Origin of the sequence: Streptomyces sp. NPDC019443, assembly GCF_044389785.1 — a bacterium.
GTDB lineage: Bacteria > Actinomycetota > Actinomycetes > Streptomycetales > Streptomycetaceae > Streptomyces.
In genome coordinates, this window is sequence record NZ_JBIRYJ010000001.1 from 257,962 (window position 1) to 275,701 (window position 17,740).

Consider the following 17,740-nt stretch of genomic DNA (forward strand, 5'->3'; position numbering starts at 1 on the left):
GGCATGCATTTCCGTGAACGTATTCGACACAAGGGGCCATTCCGGAGAGAGGGTTGTCCGACGTGCGGGTGGGGATGATGACTGGGCGTCAGGGAGGTGCCGGGCCTGCAGCGAGCGGACACGGCAGGAAACCTGGGGCGGAGGGAGACCCGGGCGGCGGTCGGCTGCGCCGCCGATTAGGCTGCGCGGATCTCACCGCTGTCCCTGAAGTACGACGTGCGCTGCGGGAGTTGCTGCGGCACTGGGGAAAGCAGGACACGGCGGAGGTGGCCGAGCTGCTCGCCAGCGAGCTGGTGACCAATGCGCTGGTCCACACCGATCACGGCGCGGTGGTCACGGCCACCGTCGCCGCCTCCACACTCCGCGTGGAGGTACGGGACTTCATGGCCGGACTGCCGGTACCGGATGTGCCGGCAGCAGCGCATCTCGGCACTCACGGCAGAGGGCTGGTCCTGGTGCAGAGTCTCGCGGACGCGTGGGGTGTGCGCACCCACGGCGTGGGCAAGGTGGTCTGGTTCGAGCTGCGCGAAAGGCCGGCCTGACAGTCGCAGACCGGCCTTCGCGTGACTGTGTGCCGACGGGCTTTCGGCCTCTACCCGTATTGCCGCTCTAGATCCCTGAGCTTCCGCTCCAGGGAGTCGAGACGCGGCAGCGTCAGGGTGTCGTCCTCGGCGGTGAGGTCGACCGTGTGCGGCTCAGTGCCGTTGGCCGCCTTCACGGCCTGCAGGGAGGGACGGGAACGAAATGGCAGCTGTCCCGGCTCGGCTATGGCAGGCTCCGCGACGGACCCGACGCTGCCCGAGGCGGCCTGTGTCGAACCGGTTGCGGAGCCCAGGGCGGGAAGCTCCGAGCGTAGTTCGGACAGGCGGTGGCGCCCGCGCCCCCAGGCCCGGTGCTGCCGGTTCAGTGCCCTTATCTGCGCCCGCTCCAGCTTCTCCCGGTCCCGCCTCCGCAGGCGGTTCTGCTCCTTCAGCTGCCGGTCCTCGCGGACTTCCTCCACCGCCTCGTCCAGGGTGCGCACGCCTTCCAGAAGCATCAGCGACCAGGCGCCGAAGGTCTCCCGGGGAGCGCGCAGCCAGCGAACGACGCGGATCTGCGGCAGCGGGCGGGGCACCAGGCCCTGCTCGCGCAGCGCCGCCCGGCGGGTCTGCTTGAGCGCCCGGTCGAACAGGACGGCTGCCGACAGCGACATCCCGGAGAAGAACTGCGGGGCCCCGTCGTGGCCGAACCCCCTGGGTGCGTGTACCCAGTTGAACCAGGCGGCCGCGCCCGCGAACAGCCACACCAGCAACCGCGAGCCGAGCGCAGCGTCACCGTGGCTGGCCTCGCGCACGGCCAGCACCGAGCAGAACATGGCGGCGCCGTCGAGGCCGAAGGGGACGAGATACTCCCAGCCCCCGGTGAGGTTGAGATTCTGCTGGCCGAAGCCGACCAGGCCGTGGAACGAGAGTGCTGCGGCGACGGCGGCACAGCAGAACAGGAGCACATAGGAGGCCGTTCCGTAGATCGCCTCCTTGCGCCGTCGGCGCTCCTCGCTGCGTTCCCAGGTGTCGTCGGCCGAGGCCTTGTCACCGGCGCGCTTGCCGCGTGTGAACACCGTCACCGCGCCCAGGCACCCCAGGAGCATCACGCCGCCAGGAAGCAGCCACAGCGATATGTCGGTCAGTCTCATGGGCGGTGTCCCTTGCATCGCGGTAGAGCGTTTCGGCCGCCATAGTGGCCGAAGTCCCAGCGCCCTCAAGGGGTTTCGGGGCAAGAGAACGCCAATGGGGCGCCACGGCATACGGATAGGTGCGTTTCCTTCGAACTACCGTATGAGCAAGGGGAGTTGGTTCGATTTACATCACCCAGTCGGATGGCGTGTCAACCGGCAAACGGGAGATCAGACGCTCGGCCGCAGCCGGTCCACGCGGTCCGCGTCACACGTGCGCGGACAGGTGACGCAGGTGTCCTCGGGCCTCAGGGTGTAGAAGAGGCAGCAGCTGGCCCGGTCACGGGTCGGCAGCAGCTCGCCGCCCGGGCCGGTGAGCTCGCGGAAGCCGGCGGTCCCGACGTACGGCTTGGTGGTCCCCGGCAGCAGCCGCTCCAGCTCCGCCACCGCGCGCTGCTCCTCGCCGAGCAGATGCGCGACGTACCAAAGGCCTTCGACGATCTCGTCGGTCGCCATGCCCCACAGCGCGCGCTTGCCGCGGCGCATCCGCTGCCCGAAGCCGTCCAGGACGGGCCGGATGTGCTCGGCGACGGCGGCGCGGACCTCGGCGCGCAGTGCCTCCTCGTCCGGTACGACTCGGGCGCCGGGCAGCTGTGCCGCGGGGTCGTCCGGCAGGCAGGCGAACTCTGTCACCCGGACCGCCATCCGCCCCCGCGCGCGGTGGAAGGCGACGTCCTCGACGGGCGCCCGCGCCACCCGGCGGTGCAGAAACCAGGGGACCGTGATCAGCAGACAGGCGGGCCAGGCATAGCGGTGCAGACCGAAGCTGGCGATCACGTCGGGGCGGGCCTGCTGTCCGTAGTCCCGCAGGACCTGAGCGTTGTCCCAGGCAAGAAAGGCGTCGAGGGCGGGTCCTCCGCCGGCGAGCTCGGCCGCGCCCACCCAGCCCGCGCCGGACGGGGGCCGCTCGCCCTCCGTGAGCTCCCGCACACGCAGCCCGGGGAAGACCTCGGCCAGGCGCGCGTACGCCTCGCCGAAGGGCGAGGCAAGGGCGGGCAACGGGGCGGGAACGCTCATGCTGAGGGACCACCGAATCGCGATCGTTAGCAGGTTAGCCTTACCTTACCCGACGCATTCGATGTTTGAACTGCTGCACCGTCCGCCTATGGTGCACAGGGGCCCTGCGCTTGGTGCCGGGCCCGGCACCAAGCCGGAGGAGGACCCGAGTGGAGCAGGCCCGAGCGCGCGATGCCGCGCTGCCGCAGCCGTACGGGTCCGCCCGCGTCCCCGGACAGGCAAGCCCACCCGACCGCCCGGGCCCCGCGCAGCCACGCATTCCGGCGCAGTCCGCCCGCGCCCCGGAAGACGCGCGAGGCGAGCACACCCACAGCGAGCCCCCTGCTCCCGGCACCGCGCCCCGCACGGTCCAGCGCCACTCGGTCCGCGGCCAGATCCTCGAAGCCCTGCGCACCGCCCTGGTCGACGGCGAGCTGATCCCCGGCGAGGTCTACTCCGCCCCCGTCCTCGGCGAGCGCTTCGGCGTCTCGGCGACGCCCGTACGCGAGGCGATGCAGCAACTGGCGATCGAGGGCGCGGTCGAGGTCGTCCCCAACCGCGGCTTCCGCGTCACGGTACGCAGCGCCCGCGAACTGGCCGACCTGGCAGAGGTCCGCTCCCTGATCGAGGTCCCGGTCATGCTCCGCCTGGCCCGCACGGTCCCGGCCGCCCGCTGGGCGGCCTTGCGTCCCCTGGCCGAGGCAACGGCGGCGGCTGCGGCCACCGGCGACCGCGCCGCCTACGCCGAAACGGACCGTGCCTTCCACCGCGCGGTGCTCGCACTGTCCGGCAATCACCAACTGGTGATGGTCGCCGACGACCTCCACCGCCGCTCCCAATGGCCCCTGACGAGCGCCCCCGCCATGCGCCGCGCGGACCTGGTGGCCGACGCGGCGGAACACATGGCACTGCTGGAGGCGCTGACCGCGCAGGACTTGGCGGTGGTGCGGTCGCTGGTGCGGGAGCACTTCACGGGCGCGGACGGCTGACGGCCCCTAGGACAGTAGTGCGCCGCGCACGGCCGTGACGTTGCCTGGAGCGGCCGGCGATGTACGCGCCCTCGAGCAGCTCGCGCATTCGGCCGCGGTTGGCTTGTGCGCCTTGTCGGACCGCGGTGCTGTTGATGCGGATGCGTGCCGACGTCCAGGACCTTGGTGGCATCGGGCGCTCAGCCACGAAGGAGGACGGACGGAGTATGCACATACCCGGATCCATAGCGAGCCGCCGGCATCATGCGGCGGCCCTCGCCGCGGCGGTGGTCTGCTCGACGATATTCACCGGGCCGGATCTCGCTCCGGCCCGCGGCGCGCCGCCGCCTTCTGTGCCCGCCCCGAAGCTGGACTGGAGACCCTGCGTCAAGGGCAGTCCATTCGACTGCGCGACGGCGAGGGTGCCGCTGGACTACCTCAACCCCGGTGGTCGCACCATTGAGCTGGCAGTCGTCAAACGGAAGGCAACCGGCCCCGGACGGCGCATCGGCACCCTGTTCTTCAACCCCGGTGGCCCCGGCGGGCCCGGAACGGTGCAGATGCCACAGAATTACGAGGCTTTCCCCCGGGAGGTGCGGGAGCGGTTCGACATCGTCAGCTGGGACCCCCGCGGGATCGGCAACAGCACCGCGGTGAACTGCTTCGAGAGTCCCGAGGAAGCCGACGCCTGGGGTGCGAGCAAACCGGCCGGCGGCTTCCCAGCGGGCGAAAAGGAGCGGACGACCTGGATCGCCGCGTACAAGGATCTGGCCCGGCGATGCCAGCAGCGTGACCCCGAGCTCCTGCGGCATGTGTCGACCGCCGACACCGCTCGCGACCTCGACCAGCTCCGCCAGGCGGTGGGCGACCCACAACTCACCTACCTCGGGATCTCCTACGGCACGATCCTCGGCGCGACCTACGCCAACCTGTTCCCCGACAAGGTCCGCGCTCTGGCCCTCGACAGCAACATCGACCCGCAGGCCTGGACGAACCACGCGTCCAACGAGGACCCCCGGCTCACGACATTCCTGCGCATGGGCGCGGACCGCGGCGCGGCAGCGATCCTGGACAGGTTCCTCGCCCTGTGCGGGTCCACCACCACCGCCCGCTGCGCCTTCTCAGCCGGCAGCCCGAAAGCTACCCGGGACAAGTTCGACCAGCTGCTGCGGCGGCTCCGGGAGCATCCCGTGGGCGCGTGGACCTATGGCCGTACGGCCAGTGACGCAGTGAGCAGCCTCTACGTTGTCCACCCCGGATGGACGGACCTCGCCGGCAGGCTGCAGAACCTTTGGCAGGGCCGCGTCCCGGAGCCGTCCCCACCCCCACCCGCACCACCGGTCCCGAATCCGAATCCGTACACGGGCGATGAACAGGCCGGTGCGGTGCTCTGCGGCGACAGCCCCAATCCGCGTGACCCCGGTGCTTACCACGCCCTGGAGGAGGCCAGCGCCACCCGTGCGGGCGACGCCGGACGCTTCTGGACCTGGGCCACCGAGGGGTGTGCCGACTGGTCGGCCGTAGCGGCCAACCGCTATAGCGGTCCGTGGAACAAGCCGACGGCGCACCCCGTCCTGGTGGTCGGCACCACCTACGACCCCGCCACTCCCTACTCGGGCTCGCAGGCCATGGCCAAAGAGCTGGCCAACGCCCGCCTGCTCACCAACAGCGGGTACGGGCACACCGCACTGATCAACCCCAGCAGCTGCGTCAAGGAATACGAGAGCCGCTATTTCATCGACGGCACCCTCCCGCCGGCCGGAACAACGTGCCAACAGGACACGCCCCCCTTCCGCGCACCCAAGCCTCACGGCGGCGTAACCACGGGCGGGGGCGGGATGGCCGACTTCGCCTCCTGACTGGAGCCCTCGGAAGCGCCCGGTGCCATCCCCATGACTTGGATGCTGCCCGGTGCCGCTGCCGCCGATCCCTGAGGCTGTCCGAGCTGCTGAACGTAGGTGTACAGGGCCGCGGAGGCCCTGAGTCGGTGCAGGCTTCGGCGGTGCAGATCCCGTTCGCGGTTGGCCAGCTCTTCGCCCACTCGCTCGGGGCTGCCGGTAGTGCGCAGTTCATCAAGGACCGCGCGCACGGTGGCCAGGGGGTAGTTGCCGCGTCGTAGAAGCGCGACGACGTGTGCCATCCGCACCTCGGAATCGGGGTAGACGCGGTATCCCGTGGACTTTTCACGGCCCGGTAGCAGCAGACCGCGGGCCTCCCAGAGACGGAGCACCGGTGGCCGTACGCCCACAGCGCCGGCAACCTGGCCGATGCGCATACCCTGCCGGGACGTGGGCCCGGACGTGGTCCGGCCTGCCAGGATTGCGTCGAGGGCATCATGCACCATGGCGAGTTCAGCCCGCTCCCTGTCCAGTTCGGCGTGGCTGGCATCGAGTGCGGCCAGCCCGGTCTCCAGGTCGCCGTCGTGGACGGCACGCATGGCGGTACGGGCCGTCTTCCAGCCGTGACCGGCGGCCACTTCCCGGGCGGCGACGAGCGCCTTGGCGTGGGCGCTCGTAAAGATGCGGTAGCCGCCGGCGGTGCGTTCGACCGGCGGCAGAATCCCCATCTCTGTGTAGTTGCGGACCTGTTGAACCGAGATGCCTGCCGTACGCGCGAGGTCGATGGCCCGCAATCGGTCACTCACACCGCCTCGCCTCCTGGCTGTTGTGCGCGGGACGGCACACCCTACCGCCTCACTGCGGGTTGAGACTTTTCGGTCATTTCTGATCGATGGCCAGGGGTTCTGCCTCAAAAGTCCCTCGTAGCACTTCAATGAAATGATTGAAGCCACGAGCCGGTGGCCACATCGCCATCGGCGATCAAATCTGGTACTGGAGGCGAGAAGTGAAGTTTCTTCTCGAAGTCGATATGGGTGACAAAGCATTTGACGGGGGCGCCGCCGGCGAGCTGGGCCGGATCCTGCGGTACTGGGGCGGGAACCTCCACCACTACGACCTGAAACCCGGCACTGGTTCGGTCGTCTACGACTCGAACTACCACGAGGTCGGCCAGTGGAGCGTCATCACGACCGCCGAGTCCTGAGCCACGCTGCCGCGTCGAGCTCGCCGCTAACCTTTGGCCAGAGGATTGTCCATCGAGTGGGGGGTCATTCATGTCCGCGGAGCTGCCCGAGTCGTCCATACCCGACGAGGCGTGGGAGGAGTTCCAGCGCGAGAGCGAAGGGCCCGCACGCCTCGCCGCGCCCAAGGAGCCGTCCGCGCGGGCGCGGATGGTGACCGAGCGGCTGCGGCGTGAGGACGAGGAGGCCGCGCGGCGGCACGGCAGAGTGCGGGGCTGGGGCAAGCGCGGGAATCAGGTTCGGGCGGAACCTGACGCGTGGCGGGCGTGGCCGTCCCAGCAGCGGCAGGCGCGGCGGCGCAGGGTTTGGGGCGTCTTCTGGGTGCTCGTGGTCGTCGGGGTCGTTCTGGTCGTGATGAATCCGGCCAAGTCCCTTTCCTGGCTGGTCGGCTAGGAGCAGAGGCTGGGTAGGAGGCCTCCGTCCGGGAGCGCCCCCGAATCCGTACGAAGGAGATATTCGTGGCCTTGACCCGTGAAGAGCGTGAGCAGTTTCTGGGTGAGCCCCACATCGCCGCGCTGGCGGTGGACGCGGGCGAGGACGGGCGGGCTCCGCTCACCGTGCCCATCTGGTACCAGTACGCACCTGGCGGCGACATCTGGATCATGACGGGGCGTGACTCGCGTAAGGCCGCTCTGATCGCCCGGGCGGGACGGTTCAGCCTGATGGTCGACCGCGTCACGCCCACCGTCCGGTACGTCTGCGTGGAAGGCCCCGTCATCGAGACCGTCCCGGCCACCCGCGAACAGCTCGTCGAGATCTCGGCCCGCTACCTCCCGGCCGAAAAGGTCGACGGCTACGTCGACTTCGCCTGGAAGGAGCACGGCGAGCAGGTGGTCATCCACATGCGGCCGCAGCGCTGGATCAGCTCGGACCTCGGCGAGGCGTGAGCGGGCCCGCCTCCGGTCATGCGGCAGGCTCGGGCTGCGGAGGGGAGGACTGGGCCGGGGCCGAAGATGACAACTGGCCCGCCAGCCACACCGGTACGCCGCCCAGCAGGCGGAACAGCCGGCCCGCCTCCGCCCGCAGTCGGCCCGCCTCCGGCTCCGGCTCGCAGTCGGCGAGCGAGGCCAGCACCGGTGCCGTGCCGATCAGATAGCCGAGCTCCTCGCGGATCCGCAGCGACTCGGTGAAACCGTGCCGCGCTTCCGCCAACTGCCCGTCGCGCAGGGCGAGTCCGGCCAGGTGGTGCCAGGTGAAGGAGAGCAGCAGCGCGTCCCCATGCGCGGTGGCTCCGGCGTGTGCGCGCTGATACGCGGCACGGGCGGCCTGCGGAGAGTCCGCGATGTGCTCCGCGACCAGGCCGCGGCGAAAGTCGAGCAGCGGGCGTCCCGGTGAAGTGGGGGCGAGCAGCGCCGCAGCCCGGCCGAGCGCGGAGCGGGCCTCGTCGGCACGGTCGCGTACGCCGAGGCGGGTCGCCGCGTACGCGAGCCGCCCGCGCTCGCTCGCCGCGCCGCCGCGCTCCTCGTCGTCCTGGGCCACGGCCTCCGCCGTACGCAGCGCGTCCTCCGCCTCGGCCCAGCCGTCGGCGGTGAACAGACAGCGCTCGACGAGCAGTCCGGCCCGTTCGAGTGCTGCGGCGGGATTCGCTGTGTGGGCTTCGAGCAGAGCTGCCGCATCGGTCCAACAGCCGCGCGAGCGCAGCCGCCATACCGCGGTCTGGAGTGGATCGTCACCTGCAGTGGTTCCGGAACCAGACATGGCGGTATGCGCCACATTGCCCTCCCCGAGCACGCCATTGAGCTGTTGAGTCTGTCGCATCTCAGCATGGATGGCCATGCCAGGCCAAGGGGTCAGGTGAATGAATTCACAATCGGTCAGCGGCCGATGGGGTCGCCGCGGGCGCCGTTGCCGGGGAGATCAGCGCGAGGTGGCCCCGTCGTTCAGTGGCGAAGGTACGGTCAGGATTGGGACGTCGGCCGCGGCATCGGCGTCAACAAAGTGGATCTCGCCAGGACCGCCACGGGTGACCGCAACGAACGGTAAGCCGGGGGAGGCGGCATCTTCCACCCGACGAGAACCGCATCCGGAGCTTCCTCCGCCGCATGGGAGTGGGCCCCGACGCCACACCGCAGCCTGCCCCGGAGCAGTCGGCTGCTGCACCCCCGCACGAGCCGGGCGGGTTTGAACAGCTGTACGCCGACGAGCAGGAGCCGGCCGACGCCGACGAGGCGGGGGAGCAGCACACCCGCTGGTACTCCGCGCGCAGCGGGCGCGGACCAGGGGCCGTGGTGACCCGCCACACCGCTTGGCCGGGCTTGCACTTACGCGATCAATCCCGCATCTTGTCCCCAAGTCCGGTGTGCCCGGACATAGTCGACAGGTTCACCTCTGTGTGGGACTTCACCATTTCCACCCCGGACGACGCACCGGTCCCCGATGATGGGCTCTCTCATCCGCTATGTCCTTGGGGGGACCATGCGCACCCGCGCCACCGCGGCCGCCGCCGCGCTCCTACTCGCCGCACTCACCGCCTGCGGCCCAACGACCGACACCTCGACGGGCAGCACAAAGACGGCGGACAACGAAGCGCCCGCCTCCGACAGCGGCACCGAGACCGCAGCCCTGCCGAACTTCGTCGGCAAGGGCCTCCAGTCAGCCCAAGACGAAGCGCAAGCAGCCGGCTTCTACACCCTTGACTCCCACGACGCTCTCGGCCGCGGCCGTATGCAGGCCCTCGACAGGAACTGGAAGGTCTGCTCTCAGACCCCCGCCCCCGGCAATCACCCGACCAACGCCACGGTCGACTTTGGCACCGTCAAGATCGAAGAGGACTGCCCCGCGGGCGGAGACCAGGACGAGCCCGAAGCAGCAGGCGGCACCATGCCCAACCTGAAGGGCAAGTCCGTCAAGATTGCACGCCAGACCCTCGACTCATCGACCAGCCTCACTGTCAAAGACAGCAGCGGGCAGGACCGCATGGTGCTCCTCGAATCGAACTGGCAGGTCTGCGGGACCGATCCGGCGGCCGGGAACAAGCTCGATGGGCAGCCTGTGACCATCAGCGCGGTCAAGTTCGGCGAGGACTGCTAGGGGGAGGTGACCAGCGGCCGCGAGGCCGCCTCTCGATCCACCGCGCCTTCACGGCCTGCTCTCCGAGATGCCGTCGTACGCCTGGGACGACAAGGCGGCCACGGCCGGTGAGGACAAGCCGCTGAAGACCGACGACCACTCCGTTGACGCTTGCGCTCAGGCCTCCACCCGACGTGGAGCGACTGGCACAGCCTCATCCTGACGCCAACCCCGAGGAGTCGAGCCCGGAGGGGCCCAAAGCCCGCACGCGGCGCCCCGCACCCCCGCCCCCCAAAGAAAGACCTCAGCTCATCCTCAGCGCCAGGAAGAAGTCCAGCTTGTCCTCCAGCCGGGACAGATCACGGCTCGTCAGCTGCTCGATCCTGCCCACCCGGTACCTCAGCGTGTTCACATGCAGATGCAGCCGCGTCGCGCATCGCGTCCAGGACCCGTCGCAGTCCAGGAACGCCTCCAGCGTCGGGATCAGCTCCGCGCGGTGGCGGCGGTCGTAGTCGCGCAGGGGGTCCAGCAGGCGGGCCGTGAACGCGCGGCGGACGTCGTCCGGGACGAAGGGGAGCAGCAGGACGTGCGAGGCCAGTTCGTGGTGGCCCGCCGCGCAGACCCGGCCCGGGCGGGCCGCCGCGACGCGGCGGGCGTGGCGGGCCTCCTCCAGCGCGCCGCGCAGCCCCTCCGCCGAGCTGACCGCGGCGGAGACGCCCAGCGTGAGCCTGCCGTCGTCGGCGAGGCCGGCCGAGAGCGGGTCGCGTACGGAGCTCAGCAGCGCGTCCGCGTGCAGCCCGGCCTCAGTGGACCCGGCGTCGGGCGCGTCCGGGTCGGCGGGGACGGCAGGCAGCGGGAGCAGTGCGATGGCCTCTTCGCCGGTGTGGGCGACCGCAATCCGGTCGGTGGCGTCGGGTCCCGCCGCCGCCGGGTCGACCAGGATCTCCTCGAGCAGGGACTGGGCGACAGGCCCGGCTTCGATCGCCGTAGCCGTCCCGCCGGCCGCCACCCCCGCACCCGCGGCGCCGTCCTGACCCCAGTCCACCCGGGCCACCACGACCTGCCAGTGCGGCGCGGTCCCGAGGCCAGGCAGCAGCACCGGCGCGGCCACCCGCAGCCGGGCCGCGATCTCGGCGGGCGCGGCGCCCGTCTGGACCAGTTCCAGGACCTCCTGGGCGAGCCGGCGCCGTACCGTACGGGCCGCCTCGCGCCGGTCCCGTTCGACGGCGATCAGCTGGGTCACGCCTTGCAGCAGGTCAAGACGGGCGGCGGGCCAGTCGCTCGCGTCCGCCTCGACCGCCAGCAGCCAGTCCGACAGGACGGTCTCGCGTACGTCCCTGGAGGCGGGGACGGCCCCGCGACCGGCGTTCCGGATAGGGAAGAGGGAGTACGTGACTCCGCCGATTGTCGCCCGGTGCGGCCCTCGGCGGCCGGTGCGCGTGGCGGCCAGGTGCTCGCCCGCCAGCGCGGCGCTCACCGCGGGCGGCAGCGGCTTGCCCGCCCCCGCGATCTGACGTCCGGTGGGGGAGAGCACCCAGGCCCGGAGGTCCAGGTCGGAGCCGAGGAGGTCCAGTACGACCTCGGGTCCGCCGCCCGCCGGTCCCGACGTCATGAGCCGCCTGTGTCTGTCCACCACCGCCGCGAGATCACCGGCCCGCTCACCCGAGACCTGGCGTACGACGTACTCCGTGATCGTCGCAAATGCAACGGATTCATTGACTGCAAAGAGTGGCAGCCGATGGCGCGAACACGCCTCGACCAGATCACCGGGAATGTCTCCGAGCTCCGCCTCACCGGCCGCCAGACCTGCCACCCCTGCACCCGCCAGGATCCGGACGAACGGCTCGGAGTCGGCCGCCGTACGCCACCAGGCGAGCCCGGTCAGCACCAGTTCGCCGCCCGAGAGATACCGGCTCGGGTCCCGCAGGTCGGTCGTCATCACGCCACGAACACCGCGGTCGAGTTCGTCCTCGCCGCCGAGCAGCCGCAGCCCCAGCGCTTCGGTTTCCAGAAGTGCGCGCAGCCGCATCTCGTCGCCGCCGATCTGTCTCGTTGTTGCCGGTGGCCCCTGGCCACGGTTTTCATGGGGAAACAGTGAGGTTACTGAGCCTCGCCTTTCGTTCGAATCTACAAGACGAGACGGGCGACCAGCCAACTCCTTCATGGTTTCGGTGACTGCACCGAGCGGGGCACGGCTTGTGTACTGGGGCCACACCGCGTTAACAGCACATGAATAACCAGTCGAGGGTCAACCGTCCGGGCCCGCTTGCGACGAACGACCCCCGATGAAGAAGAAGAGAGCCACTCATGGACTTCCTTCGCCCCGCCAGCTGGGAGGAGGCGCTCGCCGCCAAGGCCGAGCACCCCACCGCTGTACCCATTGCTGGTGGCACCGATGTGATGGTCGAGATCAACTTCGACCACCGCCGGCCCGAGTACCTCATGGACCTGAACCGCATCGGTGAGCTGTGCGAGTGGGAGGTCGGCGAGGAGAGCGTTCGCCTGGGCGCCTCCGTGCCGTACACCCAGATCATGGAGCACCTCCGGGCCGAGCTGCCCGGTCTGGCACTGGCGTCGCACACCGTGGCCTCCCCGCAGATCCGCAACCGCGGCGGCGTCGGCGGCAACCTCGGTACCGCGTCCCCGGCCGGCGACGCCCACCCGGCGCTGCTCGCCGCCGGCGCCGAGGTCGAGGTCGAGTCGGTGCGCGGCAGCCGCCTCATCCCGATCGACGAGTTCTACACCGGTGTGAAGCGCAACGCGCTCGCCGCGGACGAGCTGATCCGCGCCGTCCACATCAAGAAGGCCGACGGGCCGCAGCAGTTCTCCAAGGTCGGCACCCGCAACGCGATGGTCATCGCGGTCTGCGCCTTCGGCCTCGCCCTGCACCCCGAGACCCGCACGGTGCGTACTGGCATCGGCTCCGCCGCCCCGACTCCGGTCCGGGCGAAGGCGGCCGAGGAGTTCCTGAATGCCGCGCTCGAAGAGGGCGGCTTCTGGGACAGCAAGAAGATCATCACCCCGTCGGTCGCCAAGCAGTTCGCGGAGCTCGCATCCGGCGGCTGCAGCCCGATCGACGATGTGCGCGGCACCGCGAGCTACCGCCGCCACGCGGTCGGCGTCATGGCCCGCCGGACCCTGGGCTGGACCTGGGAGGCCTTTCGAGGCAACGAGAGGAGCGCACAGTGCGCGTGAACTTCACGGTCAACGGTCGTCAGCAGGAAGCCGACGATGTGTGGGAGGGCGAGAGCCTTCTCTACGTACTGCGCGAGCGCATGGGCCTGCCCGGCTCCAAGAACGCGTGTGAGCAGGGCGAGTGCGGTTCTTGCACGGTCCGCCTCGACGGCGTGCCGGTCTGCTCCTGCCTCGTCGCCGCGGGTCAGGTCGAGGGCCGCGAGGTCGTCACCGTAGAGGGCCTGGCGGACTTCGCCAAGCAGCGCGCCGAGCACGGCTGCGCCACCGGTGCCTGCGGTACTTCCCTCCAGGACGCCCAGCAGTGGGAGTCCAGGCCCCGGGACTCCCAGACCGGCGAGGGCGGCAGCGACCCGTCGACACTCTCCCCGATCCAGCAGGCGTTCATCGACGCCGGTGCCGTCCAGTGCGGTTTCTGCACCCCCGGCCTGCTGGTCGCCGCCGACGAGCTGCTCGAGCGCAACGCCGAGCCGTCCGACGCGGACATCCGCGAGGCGCTCTCCGGCAACCTCTGCCGCTGCACCGGTTACGAGAAGATCCTCGACGCGGTCCGCCTCGCGGCTGCCCGCCAGGAAGAGGCGGTCTGACGATGGCACGGAACACCAGAGTCGCCACCGCTCCGGCCGGCACTCCCACCAACATCTCTCAGGGCTCACAGACCAAGGGCGGCATCGGCGAGTCGACGCTGCGGCCCGACGGCACGCTCAAGGTCACCGGTGAGTTCGCGTACTCCTCGGACATGTGGCACGAGGACATGTTGTGGGGCCACACGCTCCGCTCCACCGTCGCGCACGCCGAGATCAAGTCGATCGACGTCTCCGAGGCGCTCGCGACGTCCGGCGTCTACGCCGTGCTGACCTACGACGACCTCCCCGCCGAGGTGAAGAACTACGGCCTGGAGATCCAGGACACCCCGGTGCTCGCCCACGGCAAGGTCCGCCACCACGGCGAGCCGGTCGCCCTGGTCGCAGCCGACCACCCGGAGACCGCGCGCCGCGCCGCCGCCAAGATCAAGATCGAGTACGTCGAGCTCCCCCTCATCACCGACGAGGCATCGGCGACCGCGCCCGATGCGGTGCTGGTCCACGAGGGCCGCACCGACCACCACATCGGCCATGTCCCGCACCCGAACATCGTGCACCGCCAGCCGATCGTCCGCGGCAATGCCGACGAGGCCGCCAAGCGCGCCGACGTGATCGTCAAGGGCGAGTACACCTTCGGCATGCAGGACCAGGCCTTCCTCGGCCCGGAGTCCGGCCTCGCGGTCCCCTCCGAGGACGGCGGTGTCGAGCTGTACGTCGCCACCCAGTGGCTGCACTCCGACCTCCGCCAGATCGCTCCCGTCCTCGGCCTGCCCGAGGAGAAGGTGCGGATGACGCTCTCCGGGGTCGGCGGCGCGTTCGGCGGCCGCGAGGACCTGTCGATGCAGATCCACGCCTGCCTGCTCGCACTCCGTACCGGCAAGCCGGTCAAGATCGTCTACAACCGGTTCGAGTCCTTCTTCGGACATGTGCACCGGCACCCGGCGAAGCTCTACTACGAGCACGGCGCCACCAAGGACGGCAAGCTCACGCACATGAAGTGCAGGATCGTCCTGGACGGCGGCGCATACGCGTCGGCCTCCCCGGCGGTCGTCGGCAACGCCGCGTCCCTGAGCGTCGGCCCGTATGTCCTCGACGACGTCGACATCGAGGCGCTCGCGCTCTACTCCAACAACCCGCCCTGCGGCGCCATGCGCGGCTTCGGCGCGGTCCAGGCGTGCTTCGCGTACGAGGCGCAGATGGACAAGCTCGCGGCCAAGCTGGGCATCGACCCGGTCGAGTTCCGTCGGCTCAACGCCATGGAGCAGGGCACGATCATGCCGACCGGGCAGCCGGTCGACTCGCCGGCTCCCGTCGCCGAGCTGCTGCGCCGTATCAAGGCCAGGCCGCTGCCGCCCGAGCAGCAGTGGCTCGCGGCCGGTGAGGAGGCGGACGTACGCGCCCTGCCGGGCGGGCTGTCCAACACCACGCACGGCGAGGGCGTCGTCCGTGGCATCGGCTACGCGGTGGGCATCAAGAACGTCGGCTTCTCCGAGGGCTTCGACGACTACTCCACCGCGCGGGTGCGCATGGAGGTCGTGGGCGGCGAGCCGGTCGTGACCGTGCACACCGCGATGGCGGAGGTCGGCCAGGGCGGTGTCACCGTCCACGCGCAGATCGCCCGCACCGAGCTCGGCGTCACGCAGGTGACGATCCAGCCGGCCGACACCCAGGTCGGCTCCGCAGGTTCGACATCGGCCTCCCGCCAGACGTACGTCACGGGCGGCGCGGTCAAGCACACCTGCGAGAACGTCCGCGAGAAGGTCCTGGAGATGGGCCGCCGGAAGTTCGGCTCGTACCACCCGGCATGGGCCACCGCCGAGCTGCTGCTCGAAGGAGGCAAGGTCGTCACCGACGGCGGCGAGGTACTCGCCGACCTGGTGGACGTCCTCGAGGGTGAGGCGGTCGACCTGGAGCTCGAGTGGCGCCACCGTCCCACCGAGGCCTTCGACCTGGTCACCGGCCAGGGCAACGGTCACGTCCAGTACTCCTTCGCCGCACACCGCGCGGTGGTGGAGGTGGACACCGAGCTCGGCCTGGTCAAGGTCGTGGAGCTGGCCTGCGCCCAGGACGTCGGCAAGGCGCTCAACCCGCTGTCCGTCGTCGGCCAGATCCAGGGTGGCACCACCCAGGGGCTGGGCGTCGCGGTCATGGAGGAGATCATCGTCGACCCGAAGACCGCGAAGGTGCGCAACCCCTCCTTCACGGACTATCTGATCCCCACCATCCTCGACACGCCGACCATCCCCGTCGACGTACTCGAGCTCGCCGATGACCACGCGCCGTACGGACTGCGCGGCGTCGGCGAGGCCCCGACCCTCTCCTCGACTCCGGCCGTCCTCGCGGCGATCAGGAACGCGACGGGTCTGGAGCTGAACAGGACGCCGGTGCGCCCCGAGCACCTCACCGGCACCTGATCACCGTCCCCACAAACTCTCCGGGCGGTGCGCCGTGCCTCCAAGGAACGTCACAATTCCGCGCGTCCGCACCGCCCGGAGAACTCAAGTACCGCACCGCTCGCGGTCCTTGCGTATCCCAGCAACACCAGCAGTACCAAGCAACCCCAGCAGTACCTGTAACACCAGGCAAAACCAGTTCGTCTCGGGCCGTCCCCCGGGTCGTGCAGCCAACGCACCATCCCAAATCCCGCAGCTACAACGCTCACGCGGGTGCCCCTGTGAACCTTGGGAGTAGGCACCATGACCCAGCAGTCCCTTGAGACCAAGACCACGGCGGAGGACGCCGGCGCGGGTTCGCGTCAGCCCGCCGGCCGGTCTTGGCTCGACCGGTATTTCCACATAACCCAGCGAGGGTCGACCATCGGTCGGGAGGTGCGTGGCGGCATCACCACCTTCATGGCGATGGCGTACATCATCCTTCTCAACCCGGTGATCCTGTCGGTGCCTGATGCTGCCGGCCACAAGCTCGACGGTGATCAGCTGACCACCGCGACTGTCTTCGCCGCCGCCACAACCACCATCGTGATGGGCCTCCTCGGCAATGTGCCGCTGGCCCTCGCCGCGGGACTCAGCGTCTCCGCCGTCATGGCTTTCCAGGTCGCTCCGGAGATGACCTGGGAAAACGCGATGGGCATGTGCGTCATCTACGGTCTTGTGATCGTCCTGCTCGTCGTCACCGGCCTGCGCGAACTGATCATGAACGCCATCCCGCTGGCACTGAAGCACGCGATCACCATGGGGATCGGTCTCTTCGTCTGCCTCATCGGCCTGGTCCAGGCCGGCTTCGTCACCTCCATGCCCGGAGAGGGCGGCATCGCGGGAGCCAAGCCGATCCAGCTCGGTACGAGTGACATGCTCACCGGCTGGCCGGTGCTCTGCTTCGCCGTCACTGTCCTGCTGATCTTCCTGCTGCAGGTCCGCAAGGTGCCCGGCGCGATCCTCATCGGGATCGTCGGCGGCACGCTGTTCGCCGCCGTGGTCCACCAGTTCGCCGGGCTCGACAGGAAGGCCTGGGGCGGACTGAACGCCCCCGAGATCACCGGCTCCATCGTCAGCACGCCGGACTTCGGCCTCTTCGGCAGCGTCTCGTTCGACGGCATCGGCAGCGTCGGCGGCATCACCGTCGGCGTCATCGTCTTCACCCTCGTACTGGCCGGCTTCTTCGACGCCATGGGCACCATCATCGGCATCGGCCAGCAGGCGGGCCTCGCCGACGACAAGGGCAAGATGCCCGGACTCAACAAGGCCCTGGCCATCGACGGCGCGGGCGGCGCGATGGGCGGCCTCGCCGGCGCCTCCGGCCAGACGGTGTTCGTCGAGTCCACCGCGGGCGTCGGCGATGGTGCGCGCACCGGCTTCGCCAGCGTCGTCACCGGCCTCGCCTTCACGCTCTGCCTGTTCTTCACCCCGCTGGCCCAAGTCATCCCGACGCAGGTGGCCGCCGCCGCGCTCGTCGTCATCGGATCGATGATGCTGACGAATGCCAAGCACATCGACTGGAACGACCAGGCGACCTCGATCCCGGTCTTCCTGACCACCGTGCTGATGCCCTTCACGTACTCGATCACGGCGGGTATCGCGGCGGGCGTCCTCGCGCACGTCCTGATCAAGGCCGTACAGGGCAAGGCGCGTGACGTCGGCTGGCTGATGTGGGTGCTGTCCGTCGTCTTCCTGGCGTACTTCGCCCTTCACCCGATCGAGGGCTGGCTGGGAGTCAAGTAAGTCCCGCTGCCCACCCACACCCT

The 17,740-nt window shown here is 70.0% G+C and carries 16 protein-coding genes; 11 read left to right on the forward strand and 5 right to left on the reverse strand.

Annotation, left to right across the window (positions count from 1 at the left end; all coding sequences use genetic code 11):
• Positions 1–77: 77 nt before the first annotated feature.
• Positions 78–542, forward strand: a complete 465-nt coding sequence (locus tag ACH492_RS01175) for an ATP-binding protein (RefSeq protein WP_398983221.1) — start codon at positions 78–80, stop codon at positions 540–542.
• Between the two features lie 50 nt (positions 543–592).
• Here the strand turns inward: ACH492_RS01175 and ACH492_RS01180 are convergent, their stop codons facing one another.
• Positions 593–1,672 carry a DUF2637 domain-containing protein gene (locus ACH492_RS01180; RefSeq protein WP_398981495.1) on the reverse strand — a complete coding sequence of 360 codons (1,080 nt, stop codon included), beginning with the start codon at positions 1,670–1,672 and terminating at the stop codon, positions 593–595.
• A 210-nt stretch (positions 1,673–1,882) separates the two neighbouring features.
• Positions 1,883–2,728 carry a (2Fe-2S)-binding protein gene (locus tag ACH492_RS01185; RefSeq protein ID WP_398981497.1) on the reverse strand — a complete coding sequence of 282 codons (846 nt, stop codon included), beginning with the start codon at positions 2,726–2,728 and terminating at the stop codon, positions 1,883–1,885.
• 149 nt (positions 2,729–2,877) lie between these two features.
• Here ACH492_RS01185 and ACH492_RS01190 point away from each other — a divergent pair, with 149 nt between their 5' ends.
• Both ACH492_RS01190 and ACH492_RS01195 read left to right on the forward strand, forming a co-directional pair.
• A complete protein-coding gene (locus ACH492_RS01190) occupies positions 2,878–3,696 on the forward strand; it encodes a GntR family transcriptional regulator (RefSeq protein WP_398981499.1) in 819 nt (272 codons plus the stop codon).
• A 206-nt stretch (positions 3,697–3,902) separates the two neighbouring features.
• Positions 3,903–5,534 (forward strand): alpha/beta hydrolase, encoded by a 1,632-nt coding sequence (locus ACH492_RS01195; RefSeq protein ID WP_398981501.1) that lies wholly within the window; start codon positions 3,903–3,905, stop codon positions 5,532–5,534.
• Here the strand turns inward: ACH492_RS01195 and ACH492_RS01200 are convergent.
• A complete protein-coding gene (locus tag ACH492_RS01200; RefSeq protein ID WP_398981503.1) occupies positions 5,483–6,319 on the reverse strand; it encodes a MerR family transcriptional regulator in 837 nt (278 codons plus the stop codon). The genes ACH492_RS01195 and ACH492_RS01200 overlap by 52 nt on opposite strands.
• Before the next feature lie 200 nt (positions 6,320–6,519).
• On the opposite strand from ACH492_RS01200, the gene ACH492_RS01205 reads away from it, so the two are divergent.
• From ACH492_RS01205 to ACH492_RS01215, 3 genes are all read left to right on the forward strand, one after another.
• A complete protein-coding gene (locus ACH492_RS01205) occupies positions 6,520–6,717 on the forward strand; it encodes a hypothetical protein (protein WP_398981505.1) in 198 nt (65 codons plus the stop codon).
• Positions 6,718–6,787: 70 nt separating this feature from the next.
• Entirely contained in the window at positions 6,788–7,147 is a 360-nt protein-coding gene (locus ACH492_RS01210; RefSeq protein ID WP_398981507.1) for a hypothetical protein, read from the forward strand.
• Between the two features lie 65 nt (positions 7,148–7,212).
• A complete protein-coding gene (locus tag ACH492_RS01215; protein WP_398981509.1) occupies positions 7,213–7,641 on the forward strand; it encodes a pyridoxamine 5'-phosphate oxidase family protein in 429 nt (142 codons plus the stop codon).
• A 16-nt stretch (positions 7,642–7,657) separates the two neighbouring features.
• Here ACH492_RS01215 and ACH492_RS01220 read toward each other — a convergent pair whose 3' ends face one another.
• On the reverse strand, positions 7,658–8,512 hold the full coding sequence (locus ACH492_RS01220; protein ID WP_398981511.1) for a hypothetical protein: 855 nt from the start codon (positions 8,510–8,512) through the stop codon (positions 7,658–7,660).
• Between the two features lie 657 nt (positions 8,513–9,169).
• Here ACH492_RS01220 and ACH492_RS01225 point away from each other — a divergent pair.
• On the forward strand, positions 9,170–9,784 hold the full coding sequence (locus ACH492_RS01225; protein ID WP_398981513.1) for a hypothetical protein: 615 nt from the start codon (positions 9,170–9,172) through the stop codon (positions 9,782–9,784).
• Between the two features lie 283 nt (positions 9,785–10,067).
• Here ACH492_RS01225 and ACH492_RS01230 read toward each other — a convergent pair whose 3' ends face one another.
• Positions 10,068–11,792, reverse strand: coding sequence for a PucR family transcriptional regulator (locus ACH492_RS01230; protein WP_398981514.1), 1,725 nt, complete (start codon positions 11,790–11,792; stop codon positions 10,068–10,070).
• Between the two features lie 278 nt (positions 11,793–12,070).
• Between ACH492_RS01230 and ACH492_RS01235 the strand changes: the two genes are divergently transcribed.
• The 4 genes from ACH492_RS01235 to ACH492_RS01250 all read left to right on the forward strand — a co-directional run bounded on the left by ACH492_RS01235 (position 12,071) and on the right by ACH492_RS01250 (position 17,717).
• Positions 12,071–12,958, forward strand: a complete 888-nt coding sequence (locus ACH492_RS01235) for an FAD binding domain-containing protein (protein WP_398981517.1) — start codon at positions 12,071–12,073, stop codon at positions 12,956–12,958.
• A complete protein-coding gene (locus ACH492_RS01240) occupies positions 12,949–13,542 on the forward strand; it encodes a (2Fe-2S)-binding protein (RefSeq protein ID WP_398981519.1) in 594 nt (197 codons plus the stop codon). Before ACH492_RS01235 ends, ACH492_RS01240 begins: the two co-directional genes overlap by 10 nt.
• Positions 13,543–13,544: 2 nt before the next feature.
• Positions 13,545–15,953, forward strand: coding sequence for a xanthine dehydrogenase family protein molybdopterin-binding subunit (locus ACH492_RS01245; protein ID WP_398981521.1), 2,409 nt, complete (start codon positions 13,545–13,547; stop codon positions 15,951–15,953).
• Between the two features lie 282 nt (positions 15,954–16,235).
• On the forward strand, positions 16,236–17,717 hold the full coding sequence (locus ACH492_RS01250) for an NCS2 family permease (RefSeq protein ID WP_398981523.1): 1,482 nt from the start codon (positions 16,236–16,238) through the stop codon (positions 17,715–17,717).
• Positions 17,718–17,740 lie beyond the last annotated feature (23 nt).

Excerpts from the sequence above, each read along its gene's own strand:
- ACH492_RS01175 (WP_398983221.1), top strand. The coding sequence starts at position 78 with ATGACTGGGCGTCAGGGAGGTGCCGGGCCTGCAGCGAGCGGACACGGC.
- ACH492_RS01180 (WP_398981495.1), bottom strand. The coding sequence starts at position 1,672 with ATGAGACTGACCGACATATCGCTGTGGCTGCTTCCTGGCGGCGTGATG.
- ACH492_RS01185 (WP_398981497.1), bottom strand. The coding sequence starts at position 2,728 with ATGAGCGTTCCCGCCCCGTTGCCCGCCCTTGCCTCGCCCTTCGGCGAG.
- ACH492_RS01195 (WP_398981501.1), top strand. The coding sequence starts at position 3,903 with ATGCACATACCCGGATCCATAGCGAGCCGCCGGCATCATGCGGCGGCC.
- ACH492_RS01210 (WP_398981507.1), top strand. The coding sequence starts at position 6,788 with ATGTCCGCGGAGCTGCCCGAGTCGTCCATACCCGACGAGGCGTGGGAG.
- ACH492_RS01220 (WP_398981511.1), bottom strand. The coding sequence starts at position 8,512 with ATGCGACAGACTCAACAGCTCAATGGCGTGCTCGGGGAGGGCAATGTG.
- ACH492_RS01225 (WP_398981513.1), top strand. The coding sequence starts at position 9,170 with ATGCGCACCCGCGCCACCGCGGCCGCCGCCGCGCTCCTACTCGCCGCA.
- ACH492_RS01230 (WP_398981514.1), bottom strand. The coding sequence starts at position 11,792 with ATGCGGCTGCGCGCACTTCTGGAAACCGAAGCGCTGGGGCTGCGGCTG.
- ACH492_RS01235 (WP_398981517.1), top strand. The coding sequence starts at position 12,071 with ATGGACTTCCTTCGCCCCGCCAGCTGGGAGGAGGCGCTCGCCGCCAAG.
- ACH492_RS01245 (WP_398981521.1), top strand. The coding sequence starts at position 13,545 with ATGGCACGGAACACCAGAGTCGCCACCGCTCCGGCCGGCACTCCCACC.
- ACH492_RS01250 (WP_398981523.1), top strand. The coding sequence starts at position 16,236 with ATGACCCAGCAGTCCCTTGAGACCAAGACCACGGCGGAGGACGCCGGC.